The 18,890-nt window shown below is 71.6% G+C and carries 12 protein-coding genes; 9 read left to right on the plus strand and 3 right to left on the minus strand.

Features of this window, described 5'->3' with window-relative positions:
- The first annotated feature begins 259 nt into the window (after positions 1-259).
- The 3 genes from OG514_RS21445 (at position 260) to OG514_RS21455 (ending at position 5,885) form a co-directional block, all read left to right on the plus strand.
- Positions 260-478 carry a hypothetical protein gene (locus tag OG514_RS21445; RefSeq protein ID WP_015036455.1) on the plus strand — a complete coding sequence of 73 codons (219 nt, stop codon included), beginning with the start codon at positions 260-262 and terminating at the stop codon, positions 476-478.
- Positions 479-682: 204 nt separating this feature from the next.
- Entirely contained in the window at positions 683-4,270 is a 3,588-nt protein-coding gene (gene smc, locus OG514_RS21450) for a chromosome segregation protein SMC (protein ID WP_266897130.1), read from the plus strand.
- A gap of 181 nt (positions 4,271-4,451) precedes the next feature.
- Positions 4,452-5,885 carry a sugar porter family MFS transporter gene (locus OG514_RS21455; RefSeq protein ID WP_266897132.1) on the plus strand — a complete coding sequence of 478 codons (1,434 nt, stop codon included), beginning with the start codon at positions 4,452-4,454 and terminating at the stop codon, positions 5,883-5,885.
- A gap of 133 nt (positions 5,886-6,018) precedes the next feature.
- On the opposite strand, the gene OG514_RS21460 is transcribed toward OG514_RS21455, so the two are convergent.
- Together OG514_RS21460 and OG514_RS21465 are read right to left on the minus strand one after the other, a co-directional pair.
- Positions 6,019-6,990, minus strand: a complete 972-nt coding sequence (locus OG514_RS21460; RefSeq protein ID WP_266897134.1) for an LLM class flavin-dependent oxidoreductase — start codon at positions 6,988-6,990, stop codon at positions 6,019-6,021.
- Between the two features lie 57 nt (positions 6,991-7,047).
- Positions 7,048-8,505, minus strand: coding sequence for a cytosine permease (locus OG514_RS21465; protein WP_266897136.1), 1,458 nt, complete (start codon positions 8,503-8,505; stop codon positions 7,048-7,050).
- 85 nt (positions 8,506-8,590) lie between these two features.
- On the opposite strand from OG514_RS21465, the gene ftsY reads away from it, so the two are divergent.
- Positions 8,591-9,796: a signal recognition particle-docking protein FtsY gene (gene ftsY / locus OG514_RS21470; RefSeq protein WP_266897138.1), complete on the plus strand. Its 1,206-nt coding sequence runs from the start codon at positions 8,591-8,593 to the stop codon at positions 9,794-9,796.
- Positions 9,797-9,922: 126 nt separating this feature from the next.
- On the opposite strand, the gene OG514_RS21475 is transcribed toward ftsY, so the two are convergent.
- A complete protein-coding gene (locus tag OG514_RS21475; RefSeq protein ID WP_266897140.1) occupies positions 9,923-10,576 on the minus strand; it encodes a bifunctional DNA primase/polymerase in 654 nt (217 codons plus the stop codon).
- Positions 10,577-11,002: 426 nt separating this feature from the next.
- Between OG514_RS21475 and OG514_RS21480 the strand changes: the two genes are divergently transcribed.
- From OG514_RS21480 to ffh, 5 genes are all read left to right on the plus strand, one after another.
- A complete protein-coding gene (locus OG514_RS21480; RefSeq protein ID WP_266897142.1) occupies positions 11,003-12,478 on the plus strand; it encodes a hypothetical protein in 1,476 nt (491 codons plus the stop codon).
- 513 nt (positions 12,479-12,991) lie between these two features.
- Positions 12,992-14,338, plus strand: a complete 1,347-nt coding sequence (locus OG514_RS21485; protein ID WP_266897144.1) for an ammonium transporter — start codon at positions 12,992-12,994, stop codon at positions 14,336-14,338.
- Positions 14,335-14,673, plus strand: coding sequence for a P-II family nitrogen regulator (locus tag OG514_RS21490; protein ID WP_069170469.1), 339 nt, complete (start codon positions 14,335-14,337; stop codon positions 14,671-14,673). Before OG514_RS21485 ends, OG514_RS21490 begins: the two co-directional genes overlap by 4 nt.
- A gap of 42 nt (positions 14,674-14,715) precedes the next feature.
- Positions 14,716-17,199, plus strand: a complete 2,484-nt coding sequence (locus OG514_RS21495; protein WP_266897146.1) for a [protein-PII] uridylyltransferase — start codon at positions 14,716-14,718, stop codon at positions 17,197-17,199.
- Between the two features lie 118 nt (positions 17,200-17,317).
- Positions 17,318-18,871, plus strand: a complete 1,554-nt coding sequence (gene ffh / locus OG514_RS21500) for a signal recognition particle protein (protein WP_266897148.1) — start codon at positions 17,318-17,320, stop codon at positions 18,869-18,871.
- The last annotated feature ends 19 nt before the right edge of the window (positions 18,872-18,890 follow it).

The raw sequence follows: 18,890 nt of genomic DNA on the forward strand, positions 1-18,890 counted from the left end.
AAGATCGCGACGCCCTGAGGCACCGAGTTCCCGAGGCCCGCCGCCCGTTGAGCGGCCGTGGACTCCTCGGTCGCCCCTTCGCACGGGGCGTGATCGTGTTGACCGTCAAACTTTTTGGTGAGACGCTGGAATCCCCGCGCACCTTAGCTGTTTGGCAGTGGAACCGGCACGACAAGCAGTACTGCCGAGCACCGCGGGTGCGAAATCCCTCACGACCCAACCGCTTCGGTCGGTCACTCATTGTGGAGGACCATCCATCATGGCAAAGGCGCTTCTCGGTTACGTCGGCGGCTCCGACCCGCGACTCCTCGCCGAGATGCGACGGCTTCAGCAGCGCGTCCAGGACCTGGAATCCGAGCTGGTACGGATCCAGTCCGAGAACGACTCGCTTGCCGCTGCCGCCGCTCAGCACCAGGGAGAGTCACTGCTGAACAGCATCGACCTCGACGTACCCCAGGCGGAGCCTGCGCTCACCTGACAACCCAGCCCCGACGGGCCAGGTGGGAAACACTCACGCCGGCACAGCTCGACACACAACCGGCAGAGACAGACACGCAAGGGGCGCTACGGCGTCCCTTCTTTCTTTCACCCGCTGTTTCCCCCACGTACCACCCCTCCTCATCCGAGGATCTGCCCTGCACCTTCGCGGGTGAAACGCACGGGCCCCGGTAGAGTCCCCGGGGTGCACCTCAAGGCCCTGACCCTCCGCGGATTCAAGTCGTTCGCCTCGGCCACGACCCTGCGGTTCGAACCAGGAATCACCTGTGTCGTGGGCCCCAACGGATCGGGCAAGTCCAACGTCGTGGACGCCCTGTCCTGGGTCATGGGCGAGCAGGGCGCCAAGTCGCTGCGCGGCGGCAAGATGGAAGACGTCATCTTCGCCGGCACGACCGGGCGCCCACCGCTCGGCCGTGCCGAGGTGTCCCTCACCATCGACAACTCCGACGGCGCGCTGCCCATCGACTACGCCGAGGTCACGCTCACCCGGATCATGTTCCGCGGCGGCAGCAGCGAGTACCAGATCAACGGCGACACCTGCCGGCTGCTCGACTTCCAGGACCTGCTCTCCGACTCCGGCATCGGACGGGAGATGCACGTCATCGTCGGGCAGGGCCAGCTCGACTCCGTGCTGCACGCCGACCCGATGGGCCGCCGCGCCTTCATCGAGGAGGCCGCCGGCGTCCTCAAGCACCGCAAGCGCAAGGAGAAGGCGCTGCGGAAGCTCGACGCGATGCAGGCCAACCTCGCGCGCGTCCAGGACCTCACCGACGAACTGCGCCGCCAGCTCAAGCCCCTCGGCCGGCAGGCCGCCGTCGCCCGCCGCGCCGTCGTCATCCAGGCCGACCTGCGCGACGCACGGCTCCGCCTCCTCGCCGACGACCTCGTCCGCCTCCAGCGGGCCCTCACCGCCGAGGTCGCCGACGAGGCGGCCCTGCTCGCCCGCAAGGAGACCACCGAGACGGAACTCCGGGCCGCGCTCGCCCGCGAGGCCGCACTCGAAGCCGAGGCACGCGCGCTCGTGCCCCGCCTGGAGCGCGCCCAGCAGAACTGGTACGCCCTCTCCCAGCTCGCCGAACGCGTCCGCGGCACGGTCTCCCTGGCCGACGCGCGCGTGAAGAGCGCCACCGCCGCGCCCGCCGACGAACGCCGCGGCCGCGACCCGGAGGACCTGGAGCGCGAAGCGGCCCGCGTCCGCGAACAGGAGGCGGAGCTGGAAGCCGCCCTGGAAGCGGCCGAACGCGCCCTGGAGGACACCGTCGCCCACCGGGCCGAGCTCGAACAGGCACTGGCGGCCGAGGAGCGCCGCCTCAAGGACCTGACCCGCGCCCTCGCCGACCGGCGCGAGGGCCTCGCCCGCCTCCACGGCCAGGTCAACGCCGCCCGCTCGCGCGCCGCCTCCGCCCAGGCCGAGATCGACCGCCTCGCCGCCGCCCGCGACGAGGCGGGGGAGCGGGCGGTCACCGCCCAGGAGGAGTACGAGCAGCTCAAGGCGGAGGTCGACGGCCTCGACGCCGCCGACACCGAGCACAGCGAACGGTACGAGGCCGCCCGCCGCGAACTCGCCGACGCGGAGGCCGCGCTGAGCGCCGCCCGCGAGGCCGCCGCCACCGCCGAACGCCGCCGCGCCGCGACCCGCGCCCGGCACGAGACCCTCGCCCTCGGGCTGCGCCGCAAGGACGGCACGGGCGCGCTGCTCACCGCCGGACTCAGCGGACTGCTCGGCCCGGCGGCCGAACTCCTCACCGTCACCCCGGGATACGAGATCCCCGTCGCCGCCGCCCTCGGCGCCGCGGCGGACGCGGTCGCCGCGTCGGGACCCTTCGCCGCCGCCGAAGCCCTCCGGCTGCTGCGCAAGCAGGACGCGGGCCGCGCCTCGCTGCTGCTGACCGGAGCACCGGAGGCCGCACCCTTCCCAGAGGACGGACTCCCCGCGGCCCAGGGGTACCCGTACGCCGCCGACCTGGTCCGGGGGCCCGACGAACTCATGAGCGCCGTCCGCCGGCTGCTCGCCGGCGTCGTGGTCGTCGGCGACCTGGACGAGGCCGCCGAACTGGTCAGGACCCGGCCCGCGCTGACCGCCGTCACCGCCGAAGGGGACCTGCTCGGGGCGCACTTCGCCCAGGGCGGCTCCGCCGGGGCCCCGAGCCTTCTCGAAGTCCAGGCCTCGGTCGCCGAGGCCGCCGCCGAACTCGACGAACTGGCCGTACGGTGCGAGGAGTTGGCGAACGCCCAGAGCGAGGCCGGCGAACGGCGCCGTACCGTCGCCGCACTCGTCGAGGAACTCGACACCCGACGCCGTACCGCCGAGCGCGAGAAGTCGGCCGTCGCCCAGCAGCTCGGCCGGCTCGCCGGCCAGGCCAGGGGAGCCGCGGGGGAGGCCGAACGGACCGCGGCCGCCGCCGCCCGTGCCCAGGAGGCCCTGGAGAGGGCGACCGCCGAGGCGGAGGAGCTCGCCGAACGACTCCTCGTGGCCCAGGAGACCTTCGGCGACGGCGGGGACGAGGAGCCCGACACCGCCACCCGCGACCGGCTCGCGATCGACGGCTCCAACGCGCGCCAGACCGAGATGGAGGCGCGGCTCCAGGTCCGTACCCACGAGGAGCGGGTCAAGGGGCTCGCCGGGCGGGCGGAATCGCTCGACCGGGCCGCCCGCGCCGAACGGGAGGCACGCGCGCGTGCCGAGCAGCGCCGGGCCCGGCTGCGCCACGAGGAGCGGGTCGCGGGAGCGGTCGCGGTCGGCGCCCGGGGCCTCCTCGCCCATGTCGAGGTCTCGCTCGTCCGCGCCGAGCAGGAGCGGGTGGCGGCCCAGGCGGCGCGGGCCGACCGGGAGGAGGGCCTGACGGCCGCCCGGACCCGGGGCCGGGACCTCAAGGCCGAACTCGACAAGCTGACCGACTCCGTGCACCGGGGCGAGGTCCTCGGCGCCGAGAAGCGGCTGCGGATCGAGCAGCTGGAGGCGAAGGCCCTGGAGGAGTTCGGCGTGGAGGCGACCGCGCTGGTCGCCGAGTACGGCCCGGACCAGCCCGTACCGCCGTCGCCGGCGGCAGCCGACTCCGCCGAGGCCGACGCCGACGCCGACGCCGACGCCGAGGGCGCGGAAGCCGAAGAGCCGCGCCCCTTCATCCGTTCGGAGCAGGAGAAGCGCCTCAGGGCCGCCGAACGGGCGTACCACCAGCTCGGCAAGGTCAATCCGCTGGCCCTTGAGGAGTTCGCGGCCCTGGAGGAGCGGCACCGCTTCCTCTCCGAGCAGCTGGAGGACCTGAAGAAGACCCGGACGGACCTGCTTCAGGTCGTGAAGGAGGTCGATCTGCGGGTCGAGCAGGTCTTCACGGAGGCGTACCGGGACACGGCCCGCGAGTTCGAGGGCGTCTTCTCGCGGCTCTTCCCGGGCGGCGAGGGTCGGCTGATCCTCACCGACCCCGACAACATGCTCACCACCGGCGTCGAGGTGGAGGCCCGCCCGCCCGGCAAGAAGGTCAAGCGGCTGTCGCTGCTCTCCGGCGGCGAGCGCTCGCTGACGGCCGTGGCGCTGCTGGTCTCGATCTTCAAGGCCCGGCCCAGCCCGTTCTACGTGATGGACGAGGTCGAGGCGGCGCTCGACGACACCAACCTCCAGCGGCTGATCCGGATCATGCAGGAGCTCCAGGAGTCCTCGCAGCTGATCGTGATCACCCACCAGAAGCGAACGATGGAGGTCGCGGACGCGCTGTACGGCGTGTCCATGCAGGGTGACGGCGTCTCGAAGGTGATCAGCCAGCGACTCCGCTGAGGCTATTTCGTTCAAGTGTTGAAGTCAGACACCCTTGTGATGCTGATTAAGTCACATGACATCGCCTCTTGACTTCGAAACTTGAAGGCATAGTGTCTGCAACGTTGCTTTTACCTTCACGTGGTGGGCGGCGTGATGTTGTGCGCCACTGGAAGGGCTTGCCCCCCACCGAGGAGTCCATGTGCCCCACACCGCGCAGGCGCCCACGCCGCCGCCTTCCGAAGGCCGAGCCGCCCACCCGGACCACCTCGGCCACGTCATCTTCATCACGGCCTCCGCCGCGATGGGCGGTTTCCTCTTCGGATACGACAGCTCCGTCATCAACGGCGCCGTCGAGGCGATCCGCGACCGCTACGACATCGGCTCCGGCACGCTCGCCCAGGTCATCGCCATCGCCCTGATCGGCTGCGCCATCGGCGCCGCCACCGCCGGCCGGATCGCCGACCGCATCGGCCGCATCCGCTGCATGCAGATCTCCGCGGTGCTCTTCGCCGTCAGCGCCGTCGGCTCCGCGCTGCCCTTCGCCCTCTGGGACCTCGCGCTCTGGCGGATCATCGGCGGCTTCGCCATCGGCATGGCCTCCGTCATCGGCCCCGCGTACATCGCCGAGGTCGCCCCCGCCGCCTACCGCGGCCGCCTCGGCTCCTTCCAGCAGGCCGCGATCGTCATCGGCATCGCGATCTCCCAGCTGGTCAACTACGGCATCCTCCAGCTCGCCGACGGCGACCAGCGCGGCGAGATCGGCGGCCTGGAGGCCTGGCAGTGGATGCTCGGCGTGATGGTCGTGCCCGCGCTCCTCTACGGCATGCTCTCCTTCGCCATCCCCGAGTCGCCCCGCTTCCTCATCTCCGTCGGCAGGATCGACCGGGCCAAGGAGGTGCTCGCCGAGGTCGAGGGTCACGGCATCGACCTCGACCACCGCGTCGCCGAGATCGACCGGGCCATGCGCGGCGAGCACAAGTCCACCTTCAAGGACCTGCTCGTCGCCGGCGGCCGCTTCAAGCTGCTGCCCATCGTCTGGGTCGGCATCGGACTCTCGGTCTTCCAGCAGCTCGTCGGCATCAACGTCGCGTTCTACTACTCCTCGACGCTCTGGCAGTCCGTCGGCATCGACCCGTCGAGCTCGTTCTTCTACTCGTTCACCACGTCGATCGTCAACATCATCGGCACCGTGATCGCGATGGTCCTGGTCGACCGCGTCGGCCGCAAGCCGCTCGCCCTCGTCGGCTCCGTCGGCATGGCGATCGCCCTCTCCTTCGAGGCCTGGGCCTTCTCCGCCGACCTCGTCGACGGCAAACTGCCCGAGACCCAGGGCGTCGTGGCCCTCGTCGCGGCCCATGTCTTCGTGCTCTTCTTCGCCCTCTCGTGGGGCGTGGTGGTCTGGGTCTTCCTCGGCGAGATGTTCCCCAACCGGATCCGTGCGGCCGCCCTCGGCGTCGCCGCCTCCGCCCAGTGGATCGCCAACTGGGCCATCACCGCCAGCTTCCCGTCCCTCGCGGACTGGAACCTCTCCGGGACCTACGTCATCTACACGGTCTTCGCCGTGCTCTCGATCCCCTTCGTGCTCAGGTACGTCAAGGAGACCAAGGGCAAGGCGTTGGAGGAGATGGGCTAACCCCCCGCTGCCCCTCTCCTCACCAACGGCACTGCTCCGGCCCGAGGCCTCACGCCTTGAGCCGGGGCAGTACGCCGTTGCGCCACGTGCCCTGTGCCGTGAGCCGGGGCGGTACGGCTTCGTGCCGCGCGCCCTACGCCTTGAGCCGGGGCAGTACGTCCTCGCAGAACAGCCGCAGGCTGCGCCACCCCTCCTCGACCGGCATCCCGCCGCACAGCGGATGCAGCACCAGGCTCTCCAGGCCGAGCGCCACGCACTCCTCCGGGGTGACGACCCGGTAGACCCCCTCCGCGCGCAGCTCCGCCACCGTCGTCGCCGTCGACCGCACCGCCGAGCGGATGTCCTTCGACTGCCAGGAGGCGTACGTCCGCGCCTCGTGCAGGAAGTGCTCCCCGTACTCCGCCCAGGTCCGGTCCGGGTCCTCCGACAGATGCAGCAGCGGGGTCACCTCGGCCGGCATCATCGTCCAGCCCTCCGTGCCGTACTCCGCGCACCGTTCCCGGTAGTACGCCTCCAGCTCCGGCAGGTGCGCGCTCGGGAAGAACGGCAGCCCGAGCCGGGCCGCCCGCCGCGCCGCCGCCCGCGACGAACCCCCGACGAGCAGCATCGGATGCGGCTGGGTGAGCGGCCGCGGGGTGACCCGTACCGTACGGCCCTGATACGTGAAGGGCTCGCCCTTCCAGGCCGTCAGCAGGGTCTCCAGGAGCAGGTCCTGGAGCTTGCCGCGCCGACCCCAGTCGACCCCGCGCTCCTCGTACTCCTCCGGCCGGTAGCCGATCCCCGCCACCGTCACCAGCCGGCCGCCGCTCAGCAGGTCCAGGACCGCGATGTCCTCGGCCAGCCGCAGCGGGTCGTGGAGCGGCCCGATGATCGCCGAGACGGTCACCGCGATCCTCTTCGTCGCGCCGAAGACCGCGCCCGCGAAGGCGAAGGGGGAGGGCAGCCAGTTGTTCTCGACGCCGTGGTGCTCCTCGGTCTGGACGGTGTCGACCCCGTGCGCGTCGGCGTGGGCGGCCATCTCGACGGCGGCCCGGTAGCGGGCCGCGAGGGAGACGGGGGTCGCGTGCGGGTCGACGAGGTTGAACCGTACGACTGTGAAGGGCATGGGAAGTCCCCCTCCGCTCGTGGGATCCGGCGAAGGGGGACGTTATCTGACGTAGCGTCAGATGGAAACGGTCTCGCGCACCTCGGCGGGCTCCACCGGGGCCTTCGCGGGCGTCCGCGGAAGCACCGCGTACAGCACGCCCGCCACCACGATCGTCGCCGCCCAGCCCAGGCCGTTCTCGCCGATCCAGGAGGAGGCGAGCGGACCGGAGAACCAGTCGACCTTCGTGAAGAGCAGCCCCACGACCAGCGCCATCGCCCACGACGTCATCGCCTGCCAGGCGAAACCGCCGCGGTACCAGTAGGCGCTGGTCCGGGTGGTGTCCATGAGCGCCACCGCGTCGTACGACCGGCGCCGCAGCATGTCCACGCCGAAAACGCCGATCCAGGCCGAGAACGCCACCGCGAGCAGGGTCAGGAAGGAGATGAACGAGCCGATGAAGCTGGTCGCCACCACCATGAGCAGGAAGCCGAAGATCAGACTGATCACCGCGTTGACACTGACCGCCGCGGCGCGCGACACCTTGATGCCCAGGGTCTGCGCCGTGAACCCGGCCGAGTACATCGACATCGAGTTGATCAGCAGCATCCCGATCAGGGCGATCACCAGGTACGGCACGGAGATCCACATCGGCAGCAGCTCACCGATGAAGGAGACCGGGTCCTGCGCCGAGGCCAGGTCAGGCGTCGACACCGCCATGACCGCGCCCATCAGGACCATCGGCAGGACGACGATCCCGGCGCCGCCGACCGTCGAGCCGACCATCGCCTTCGAGGAGGCCGTACGGGGCAGATAGCGGGTGAAGTCGGGGCCCGAGGGCACCCAGCTGATGCCGCCGGCCGCGATCGTGCCGATGCCCGCGATCATCATCGCCGTCGAACCGGCCGGCTTGTCGAAGACCGCCGACCAGTCGGTGTTCGCCACCAGATAGACCAGGACGAGGACCGAGAAGGCGCCGAAGAGGTACGTGGACCACTTGCTGCACACCCGCAGCGCGTTGATCCCGAGGCCCGAGACGAGGAAGGTGCAGGTGACGAAGAGCAGCAGCGTCACCACGATGAGGAACGTGTTCGACTTCACCCCGAAGAGCAGGTCGAGGACGGTCAGCACGGCGTAGGCGCCGGTGACCGCGTTGATGGTCTCCCAGCCCCAGCGGGCGACCCAGATCAGCGCTCCGGGAAAAAGGTTTCCCCGCTGACCGAACACGGCTCGCGACAGCGCCATCCCGGGCGCGCCGCCCCGCTTGCCCGCGATCGAGATCAGACCGACGATCCCGTACGAGAGGACGGGCGCGGCGACCGCCACGGCCAGGACCTGCCAGAAGTTCAGGCCGTTGAAGACGATCAGGCCGGCGCCCATCGTGAGCAGCAGCACACTGATGTTCGCGGCGACCCAGGTCGGGAAGAGCTCGCGGACCCGCCCGGTCCGCTCGGCGTCGGGGACGGGTTCGAGACCGCGGGTCTCCATGGCGCCGTCGTGCGTCGCGCCTGCGGCTTCGGAGGCGTCGTGGGGCATGGGGGTACTCCGTACAGATGTGGGGGGACCCACCCAGCCTACGTGCTCCTTCTCCGGTCGCTTCTTGGCCGATACTGGTCGAGTTATGGAACTCATCCTTGCTGTAGTCATCGCTCTGGTCGTCGCGGTCGCCGTGACGAGCGGGCTCGTGATCAGCGGCCGCAAGAAGAAGCAGCTGCCGCCGGCCGAGCCGCCGTCCACCACGCCGACCATCACCGCTCCGCCCGCCGAACCGCACGTCGGCGAGGAGGCGGAGACGCCGCGGGAGGAACCACGCCGCACGGTCGAGGAGGTCGAACTCCCCGCCGAAGTGGCCCCCGAGGCCCCGGTCGTCGAGGAGCCCGCGGCCCCCGAGATCGAGGTCCCGGAGCCCACCGCGGGCCGTCTCGTACGGCTCCGGGCCCGCCTCGCCCGCTCCCAGAACTCGCTCGGCAAGGGGCTGCTCACGCTCCTGTCCCGCGAGCACCTCGACGAGGACACGTGGGAGGAGATCGAGGAGACCCTTCTCACGGCCGATGTCGGCGTCGCTCCCACCCAGGAGCTCGTCGAGCGGCTGCGCGAGCGGGTCCGGGTGCTGGGCACCCGCACGCCGGAGGAGCTGCGCGGTCTGCTCCGCGAGGAGCTCGTCGCCCTCCTCGGCCCCGACCTCGACCGCACGGTGCACACCGAGAGCCCCGCGGACGTGCCGGGCGTGGTCATGGTCGTCGGCGTCAACGGCACCGGCAAGACCACCACCACCGGCAAGCTGGCCCGCGTCCTCGTCGCCGACGGCAAGTCCGTCGTCCTCGGCGCGGCCGACACCTTCCGCGCCGCCGCCGCCGACCAGCTCCAGACCTGGGGCGACCGGGTCGGCGCCAGGACCGTCCGCGGTCCGGAGGGCGGCGACCCGGCGTCGATCGCCTTCGACGCGGTCAAGGAGGGCATCGCCGAGGGCGCCGACGTCGTCCTCATCGACACCGCCGGCCGGCTCCACACCAAGACCGGCCTGATGGACGAGCTCGGCAAGGTCAAGCGGGTCGTCGAGAAGCACGGCCCGCTCGACGAGATCCTGCTCGTCCTCGACGCCACCACCGGCCAGAACGGTCTGATCCAGGCCCGGGTCTTCGCCGAGGTCGTCGACATCACCGGCATCGTGCTCACCAAGCTCGACGGCACCGCCAAGGGCGGCATCGTCGTGGCCGTCCAGCGCGAGCTGGGCGTCCCGGTCAAGCTGGTCGGCCTGGGCGAGGGCCCGGACGACCTGGCGCCCTTCGAGCCGGGCGCCTTCGTCGACGCGCTGATCGGCGACTGACGTCTCGCACGACACGCGGAAGGGCCCTCGCCACCCGGTGGCGAGGGCCCTTCCGTATGACGGGCCTCAAATCGACGGGCCTCAAATCGACGGGCCTCAAATCGACGGGTGTCAGAACGACGGGTCTCAGAAATGGGTGCGATGGCAGATGTACGCCAGCGTGCCGAGCAGCAGTCGCGCCTGCGGCGGCGCGCCCGCCGTGTCCAGCGTCGGGGGCCGCAGCCACCGCACCGGACCGAGCCCGCCCAGGTCCGACGGGGGAGCGGTGACGTAACTCCCCGGCCCCAGACAGTGCAGATCCAGATCGGCGTCGTCCCAGCCCATCCGGTAGAGGAGCTGCGGCAGCTCGGCCGCCGCCCCGGGCGCCACGAAGAACCGCGCCCGGCCGGTCGGTGTCGCGCACACCGGGCCCAGCGGCAGCCCCATGCGCTCCAGCCGGACGAGCGCGCGGCGGCCCGCCGCCTCCGCGACCTCGATCACGTCGAAGGCCCTGCCCACCGGCAGCAGCAGCGCCGCGCCCGGGTACTCCGACCACGCCTTGGTCGCGTCGTCGAGGGCGACGCCGGCCGGGACCGGTTCCGCGAAGGAGAGGGGGTGCGCGCCCGGGGCCGTACACGCCGGATCCCCGCAGGAGCACTGGCCGGAGACGGCCCGCGCTCCGGGCACCACGTCCCAGCCCCACAGTCCTGTGTACTCGGCCACCGCTGTGCACTCCGTGGTGCGTACGCGGCGGCGTGCGCCGGACCGCATCTCACGAATGCCGCCGATCGTGAAACCCATGCCCCCTCCAACGGGTCGAGCGCGCCGGTGGTTACGACCCGGAGCACCGTCGTCACCCTTCGTCACGGGTTCGTCGCCGAATGTGGCGCGCGGTCGTGCGCGGGGTGGTGCGGGCCGGTGCGCGCGCCTCTCCGCGCCTCCGTCCGCCGACTCCGGTTCGTCGCATGTCAAGTGAATCGCGTTCCACGCGCGGCGAGTTCATTCGAAGGGGTGGCGAATGGTGGCGTTTCTTGAATCGCCCTCGTGGACGGGTGATCGTAGGATTACTTTCGGTACTCGAACCCCGGGGCCGCTTGCGCACGCGGGTATGCCGGAGGCAAGCCGGTTTCCAGTTCGAAGGTGCGCGAACACAGGACGGGTGCCGCGAGACACGGCATTCTGATAGGGGTTCGCACGACAGGCAATCAGGTGGATGGGGGCGTTCCAGTGGGCGGCAACGGCGCAGACGGTACGACTGCCGGCAAGCGCCCGAACGAGCAGCTGGGCTCGTGGTTCGTGCGCAGCGGCTGGTCCAAGGGCGAACTCGCGCGCCAGGTGAACCGCCGGGCGCGCCAGATGGGCGCGCACCACATCTCCACCGACACCTCGCGCGTGCGCCGCTGGCTCGACGGCGAGCAGCCCCGCGAGCCCATCCCGCGCATCCTCTCCGAGCTGTTCTCCGAGCGCTTCGGCTCCGTCGTCGCCATCGAGGACCTCGGACTGCGCACCGCCCACCAGTCGCCCTCCGTCTCCGGCGTCGACCTGCCCTGGGCCGGACCGCAGACGGTCGCCCTGCTCAGCGAGTTCTCCCGCAGCGACCTCATGCTCGCCCGCCGCGGCTTCCTCGGCTCGTCCCTGTCGCTCGCCGCGGGACCCGCCCTCATCGAACCGATGCAGCGCTGGCTCGTCCCCATCCCCGTCGGCGACGCCGAGCGCCCCGACCCGCTCGCCGAGGCCCGCCGCCCCAACCGGCTCTCCGAGATCGAACTCGACCTCCTCGAATCCACCACCGCCATGTTCCGCAAGTGGGACGCCCAGTGCGGCGGCGGACTGCGCCGCAAGGCCGTCGTCGGCCAGCTCCACGAGGTCACCGACCTCCTCCAGGAGCCCCAGCCCTTCGCCACGGCCAAGCGCCTCTTCACCTGCGCCGCCGAACTCGCCGAACTCGCCGGCTGGATGAGCTACGACGTGGGCCTCCAGCCCACCGCCCAGAAGTACTTCGTGCTCGCCCTGCACGCCGCCAAGGAAGCCGGCGACAAGCCCCTCGGCTCGTACATCCTGTCCTCGATGAGCCGCCAGATGATCCACCTCGGCCGGCCCGACGACGCCCTCGAACTCATCCACCTCGCCCAGTACGGCAGTCGGGACTGCGCCACCCCGCGCACCCAGGCCATGCTGTATGCGATGGAGGCCCGCGCCTACGCCAACATGGGCCAGCCCTCCAAGTGCAAGCGGGCCGTCCGGATGGCCGAGGACACCTTCGCCGACGTCGGCCTCGACGGCGAGCCCGAGCCCGACTGGATCGGCTTCTTCTCCGAGGCCGAACTCAACGGCGAGAACTCCCACTCCTACCGCGACCTCGCCTACGTCGCCGGGCGCTCCCCGACGTACGCCTCGCTCGCCGAGCCCGTCATGGAGCGGGCCGTCGAGCTCTTCGAGAAGGACCCCGACCACCAGCGGTCCTACGCGCTCAACCTCATCGGCATGGCCACCGTCCACCTCCTCAAGCGCGAGCCCGAGCAGTCCGTCGTCCTCGCCGAGAAGGCCCTGGGAGTCGCCCGCAGCATCCGCTCCGAGCGGGTCAACACCCGACTCCGCAAGACCGTCGACCATGCCGCCCGCAACTACAGCGACGTCGCCGAGGTCGTCCAGCTCACCGACCGGCTCACCCAGCTGCTCCCCGAGGCCGCCGAAGCGGTCTGACCCCACCCGGCGCCCACGCGCCCCCGCACTCCGGCCGCGCCGGACGTCCCGTACTGCCCGACTCGGCTCCCCCGCCGCAAGGTCACACGGACGCCAGGCGCGGCCGGTTCTCATGTGCCGTGGACGCCGGGCCGAGCCGGTCCACGTGCGCCACGGGCGCCGGGCCGAACCAGTGCTCGTGTACCACGGGCGCCGGGACCCAGCCGGCTTTTCGTCTGCCGTGGACGCGGACGCGGACGCGGACACGGGCGCAAGCCGCCCTGCCCTGCGCCACGGCCTCCGGTCAGCCCCGTATCTCCTGCGCGGAGGACCCGGGCGTTACCTCGTCGTGACACGGCCGTTCACGGTCGCGTAACACGCCCCACCCCTTCGTCACCGCTCGGAAACATCGAGCGGCATCGGCGGAAACCGCCCTGCGCGAATCTCTGGGCCATAACCGGCCACCCCTCACGGCCGCAGCCGCTCTCCGGCCCCGCCCCCGCACAGGCCGCATTCGACGACGAGGAGACGCCGATGGCACCAGCCATCACGACCCTGGCAGCAGACGCCCCCGAGCTGTCCGCCGCCAACACCGGGTTCATGCTCATCTGCTCCGCCCTGGTCATGCTGATGACCCCGGCACTCGCCTTCTTCTACGGAGGCATGGTCCGCGTCAAGTCCACCCTCAACATGCTGATGATGAGCTTCATCAGCCTCGGGATCGTCACGATCCTCTGGGTGCTCTTCGGCTTCAGCCTCGCGTTCGGCACCGACTCCGGCTCGATCATCGGCTGGTCCTCCGACTACGTCGGCCTCAGCGGCATCGGCGTCACCGAGCTGTGGGACGGCTACACCATCCCGGTGTACGTCTTCGCCGTCTTCCAGCTGATGTTCGCCATCCTCACCCCGGCCCTGATCAGCGGCGCCCTCGCCGACCGCGTCAAGTTCACCGCCTGGGCCCTCTTCATCACCCTCTGGGTCACCGTCGTCTACTTCCCCGTCGCCCACTGGGTCTGGGGCGCGGGCGGCTGGCTCTTCGAGATGGGCGTCATCGACTTCGCCGGCGGAACGGCGGTCCACATCAACGCCGGCGCCGCCGCCCTCGGCGTCATCCTCGTCATCGGCAAGCGCGTCGGCTTCAAGAAGGACCCGATGCGCCCGCACAGCCTCCCGCTGGTCATGCTGGGCGCCGGTCTCCTCTGGTTCGGCTGGTTCGGCTTCAACGCCGGATCCTGGCTCGGCAACGACGACGGCGTCGGCGCCGTGATGTTCGTCAACACCCAGGTCGCCACCGCCGCCGCGATGCTCGCCTGGCTCGCGTACGAGAAGATCCGCCACGGCTCCTTCACCACCCTCGGCGCGGCCTCCGGCGCCGTCGCCGGCCTCGTCGCCATCACCCCGTCCGGCGGCGCCGTCAGCCCGCTCGGCGCCATCGCCATCGGCGTCATCGCCGGCCTCCTCTGCGCCATGGCCGTCGGACTCAAGTACAAGTTCGGCTACGACGACTCCCTCGACGTCATCGGCGTCCACCTCGTCGGCGGTGTCCTCGGCTCCCTCCTCGTCGGCCTCTTCGCCACCGGCGGCGTCCAGTCCGACGCCAAGGGCCTCTTCTACGGCGGCGGTCTCGACCAGCTCGGCAAGCAGGCCGTCGGCGTCTTCGCCGTTCTCGCCTACTCTCTGATCGCCTCCGCGATCCTCGCGCTGATCATCGACAAGACGATGGGCATGAGGGTCAGCGAGGACGACGAGGTCTCCGGCATCGACCAGGTCGAGCACGCCGAGACCGCGTACGACTTCAGCGGAGCCGGCGGCGGCGCGTCCTCGCGCTCCACCGCCGTCGCCGCCCCGGCCGTCACGGAGAACAAGAAGGTGGACGCATGAAGCTCATCACCGCGGTCGTGAAGCCGCACCGGCTCGACGAGATCAAGGAGGCCCTCCAGGCGTTCGGCGTCCAGGGCCTCACCGTCACCGAGGCCAGCGGCTACGGCCGCCAGCGCGGCCACACCGAGGTCTACCGGGGCGCCGAGTACACCGTCGACCTGGTCCCCAAGATCCGCATCGAGGTCCTCGTCGAGGACGAGGACGCCGAACAGCTCATCGACGTCGTCGTGAAGGCCGCCCGAACCGGCAAGATCGGAGACGGCAAGGTGTGGAGCGTGCCGGTCGAGACCGCCGTACGCGTCCGCACCGGCGAACGCGGTCCGGACGCCCTGTAGCCGGCGGTCCGGACGCACCGTAAGCAACGAAGGAGCCGCCGGGTGACGAGCCTCGAAGTCAACGAAGAGACCGAAGATTCGGGACCCGGCGGTTACGCGGCGGCCCGGCTGCTCCTCCTCCACGAGAAGGAGCGGTCCGGGCCGCCGCGCCGTGCCGCCCTCGCCCGGCTCACCGACGAATGGCTGGCCGCGCTCTTCACGGCCGCCGCACCACCCCGCGGGGTCGCCCTCGTCGCCGTCGGCGGCTACGGCCGCGCCGAACTCTCCCCCCGCAGCGACCTCGACCTCCTCCTGCTCCACGACGGCAGCGCCGACAAGGCCGCCGTCGCCGCCCTCGCCGACCGGCTCTGGTACCCCGTCTGGGACCTCGGGCTCGCCCTCGACCACTCCGTCCGCACCCCCGCCGAAGCCCGCGCCACCGCCGCCGACGACCTCAAGGTCCACCTCGGGCTCCTCGACGCCCGGCCCCTCGCCGGAGACCACGGACTCGTCGCCGCCCTGCGCACCACCGTCCTCGCCGACTGGCGCAACCAGGCCCCCAAACGGCTCCCCGAACTCGACGAACTCTGCCGCGAGCGCGCCGAACGCATGGGCGAACTGCAGTACCTCCTCGAACCCGACCTCAAAGAGGCCAGAGGCGGACTCCGCGACGCCCAGGCCCTCCGCGCCGTCGCCGCCTCCTGGCTCGCCGACGCCCCCCGCGAAGGCCTCGACAGCGCCCGCCGCCGCCTCCTCGACGCCCGCGACGCCCTCCACCTCACCACCGGCCGCGCCACCGACCGGCTCGCCCTCCAGGAACAGGACGCCGTCGCCGCCGAACTCGGCCTCCTCGACGCCGACACCCTGCTCCGCGAGGTCTACGAGGCCGCCCGGACCATCTCGTACGCCACCGACGTCACCTGGCGCGAGGTCAACCGCGTCCTCAAGGCCCGCTCCGCCCGGCCCCGCCTGCGCGCCCTCCTCGGCGGCCGGGCCGGCGCCGGGCGGGCCGGTGCGGGCCGGACCGCCACCGGAAAACCGCCCGTCGAACGCACCCCGCTCGCCGAAGGCGTCGTCGAGATGGACGGCGAGGTCGTCCTCGCCCGCACCGCCCGGCCCGAACGCGACCCCGTCCTGCCCCTGCGGGCCGCCGCCGCGGCCGCCCAGTCCGCCCTCCCGATCTCCCTGCACGCCGTACGCCGCCTCGCCGCCACCGCCAAACCCCTCCCCGTGCCCTGGCCCGCCGAGGCCCGCGAAGAACTCGTCACCCTGCTCGGCGCCGGCGAGGCCACCGTCCCCGTCTGGGAAGCCCTCGAAGCCGAAGGACTCATCACCCAGCTGCTCCCCGACTGGGAACGCGTCCGCTGCCGCCCCCAGCGCAACCCCGTCCACACCTGGACCGTCGACCGCCACCTCGTCGAGACCGCCGTACGCGCCTCCTCGCTCACCCGCCGCGTGGGCCGCCCCGACCTCCTCCTCGTCGCCGCACTCCTCCACGACATCGGCAAGGGCTGGCCCGGCGACCACTCCGTCGCCGGCGAGACCATCGCCCGCGACCTCGCCACCCGCATCGGCTTCGACCGCACCGACGTCACCACCCTCGCCACCGCCGTCCGCCACCACCTGCTCCTCGTCGAGACCGCCACCCGCCGCGACCTCGACGACCCCGCCACCGTCCGCGCCGTCGCCACCGCCGTCGGCACCGTCGGCACCCTCGAACTCCTGCACGCCCTCACCGAGGCCGACGCCCTCGCCACCGGACCCGCCGCCTGGTCCTCCTGGCGCGCCTCGCTCGTCGCCGACCTGGTCAAACGGGTCGCCGGCGTCCTCGCGGGGGAGGCCCCGCCCGACCCCGAGGCCGCCGCCCCCAGCGCCGAACAGGAACGACTCGCCATCGAGGCCCTGCGCACCGGCGAACCCGTCCTCGCCCTCCACACCGAACCGGTCGCGGCGGAACCCGAGGAACCCGAACCCGTCGGCGTCGAACTCGTCATCGCCCTGCCCGACCAGCCCGGCGTCCTCCCCGCCGTCGCCGGCGTCCTCGCCCTGCACCGGCTCACCGTCCGCGCCGCCGACCTGCGCGCCGTCGAGCTCCCCACCGGACTCGGCACCGGCTCGGGACCCGTCCTCGTCCTCGACTGGCGGGTCGCCGCCGAATACGGCTCCCTCCCCGAGGCCGCCCGGCTCCGCGCCGACCTCGTCCGCGCCCTCGACGGCTCCCTCGACATCCCCGCCCGCCTCGCCGAACGCGAAGCCGCCTACCCCCGCCGGCGCGGCCTCACCGCCCCACCGCCCCGCGTCACCGTCGCCGCCGCGGACTCCCGCCTCGCCACCGTCATCGAGGTCCGCGCCCAGGACGCCCCCGGCCTCCTCCACCGCATCGGCCGCGCCCTGGAGGGAGCGGCGGTACGGGTACGGAGCGCGCACGTGTCCACGCTCGGCGCCAACGCCGTCGACACCCTGTACGTGACCCGCCCCGACGGCTCGCTGCTGCCGGACGAGGAGGCGATCGACCTGGCCCGGACCCTGGAGTCGGCGCTCCGCTGATCCGTGGTTCACACCGCTCCCGCGCGCCGGATTCGGCGGGCGGGGGCACACACTTCGAGCGGCCCGATACCCTGGAGGGCAATCCGACCGCCCCCGACACCGAGGATCCGCGACCGCCGTGTTCGATACCCTCTCCGACCGCCTTGCAGCGACCTTCAAGAACCTCCGCGGCAAGGGCCGTCTGTCCGAGGCGGACATCGACGCCACCGCGCGCGAAATCCGTATCGCGCTGCTCGAAGCGGATGTCGCCCTGCCGGTCGTCCGGTCCTTCATCAAGCAGGTCAAGGAGCGCGCCCTCGGCATCGAGGTCTCGCAGGCCCTGAACCCGGCCCAGCAGGTCATCAAGATCGTCAACGAGGAGCTCGTCGGCATCCTCGGTGGCGAGACCCGCCGCCTGCGGTTCGCCAAGACCGCCCCCACCGTGATCATGCTCGCCGGTCTCCAGGGTGCCGGTAAGACCACCCTCGCCGGAAAGCTCGGCCTCTGGCTCAAGGGCCAGGGCCACTCCCCGCTGCTCGTCGCCTGCGACCTCCAGCGCCCCAACGCCGTCACCCAGCTCGGCGTCGTCGCCGAGCGCGCCGGCGTGGCCTTCTACGGCCCGCAGCCGGGCAACGGCGTCGGTGACCCGGTCCAGGTCGCGAAGGACTCCATCGAGTTCGCGCGGACCAAGATGTACGACGTCGTCATCGTCGACACCGCCGGCCGCCTCGGCATCGACCAGGAGCTGATGCAGCAGGCCGCGGACATCCGCGACGCCGTCAGCCCCGACGAGGTCCTCTTCGTCGTCGACGCCATGATCGGTCAGGACGCGGTCAACACCGCCGAGGCCTTCCGCGACGGCGTCGGCTTCGACGGTGTCGTGCTCTCCAAGCTCGACGGCGACGCCCGCGGTGGTGCCGCGCTCTCCATCGCGCACGTCACCGGCAAGCAGATCATGTTCGCCTCCAACGGCGAGAAGCTGGACGAGTTCGACGCGTTCCACCCGGACCGCATGGCGTCCCGCATCCTCGGCATGGGCGACATGCTCTCCCTCATCGAGAAGGCCCAGCAGACCTTCGACGAGGAAGAGGCCGCCAAGATGGCCTCGAAGCTCGCGTCGAAGAAGGGCCAGGACTTCACGCTCGACGACTTCCTGGCGCAGATGGAGCAGGTCCGCAAGATGGGCTCCATCTCCAAGCTCCTCGGCATGCTCCCGGGCATGGGCCAGATGAAGGAGCAGATCGCCAACATCGACGAGAAGGATGTCGACCGCACGGCCGCCATCATCAAGTCGATGACCCCGGGCGAGCGCCACGACCCGACCATCATCAACGGCTCGCGCCGCGCCCGTATCGCCAAGGGCTCCGGCGTCGAGGTCAGCGCCGTCAAGGGCCTCGTCGAGCGGTTCTTCGAAGCCCGCAAGATGATGTCCCGCATGGCCCAGGGCGGCGGCCTCCCCGGCATGCCGGGCATGCCCGGCATGGGCGGCGGCCCCGGCCGGCAGAAGAAGCAGATCAAGCAGGCCAAGGGCAAGCGCAAGAGCGGCAACCCGATGAAGCGGAAGGCCGACGAGCAGGCCGCAGCCGAGCGCCGCGACCAGGCACAGCAGGGCGGTGCGTTCGGCCTCCCGGCGCCGGGCCAGACCCCGAAGGACTTCGAGCTCCCGGAGGAGTTCAAGAAGTTCATGGGCTGACACCCATCGGACGGTGAAG

The organism is Streptomyces sp. NBC_00572, from assembly GCF_026341815.1.
Lineage (GTDB): Bacteria > Actinomycetota > Actinomycetes > Streptomycetales > Streptomycetaceae > Streptomyces.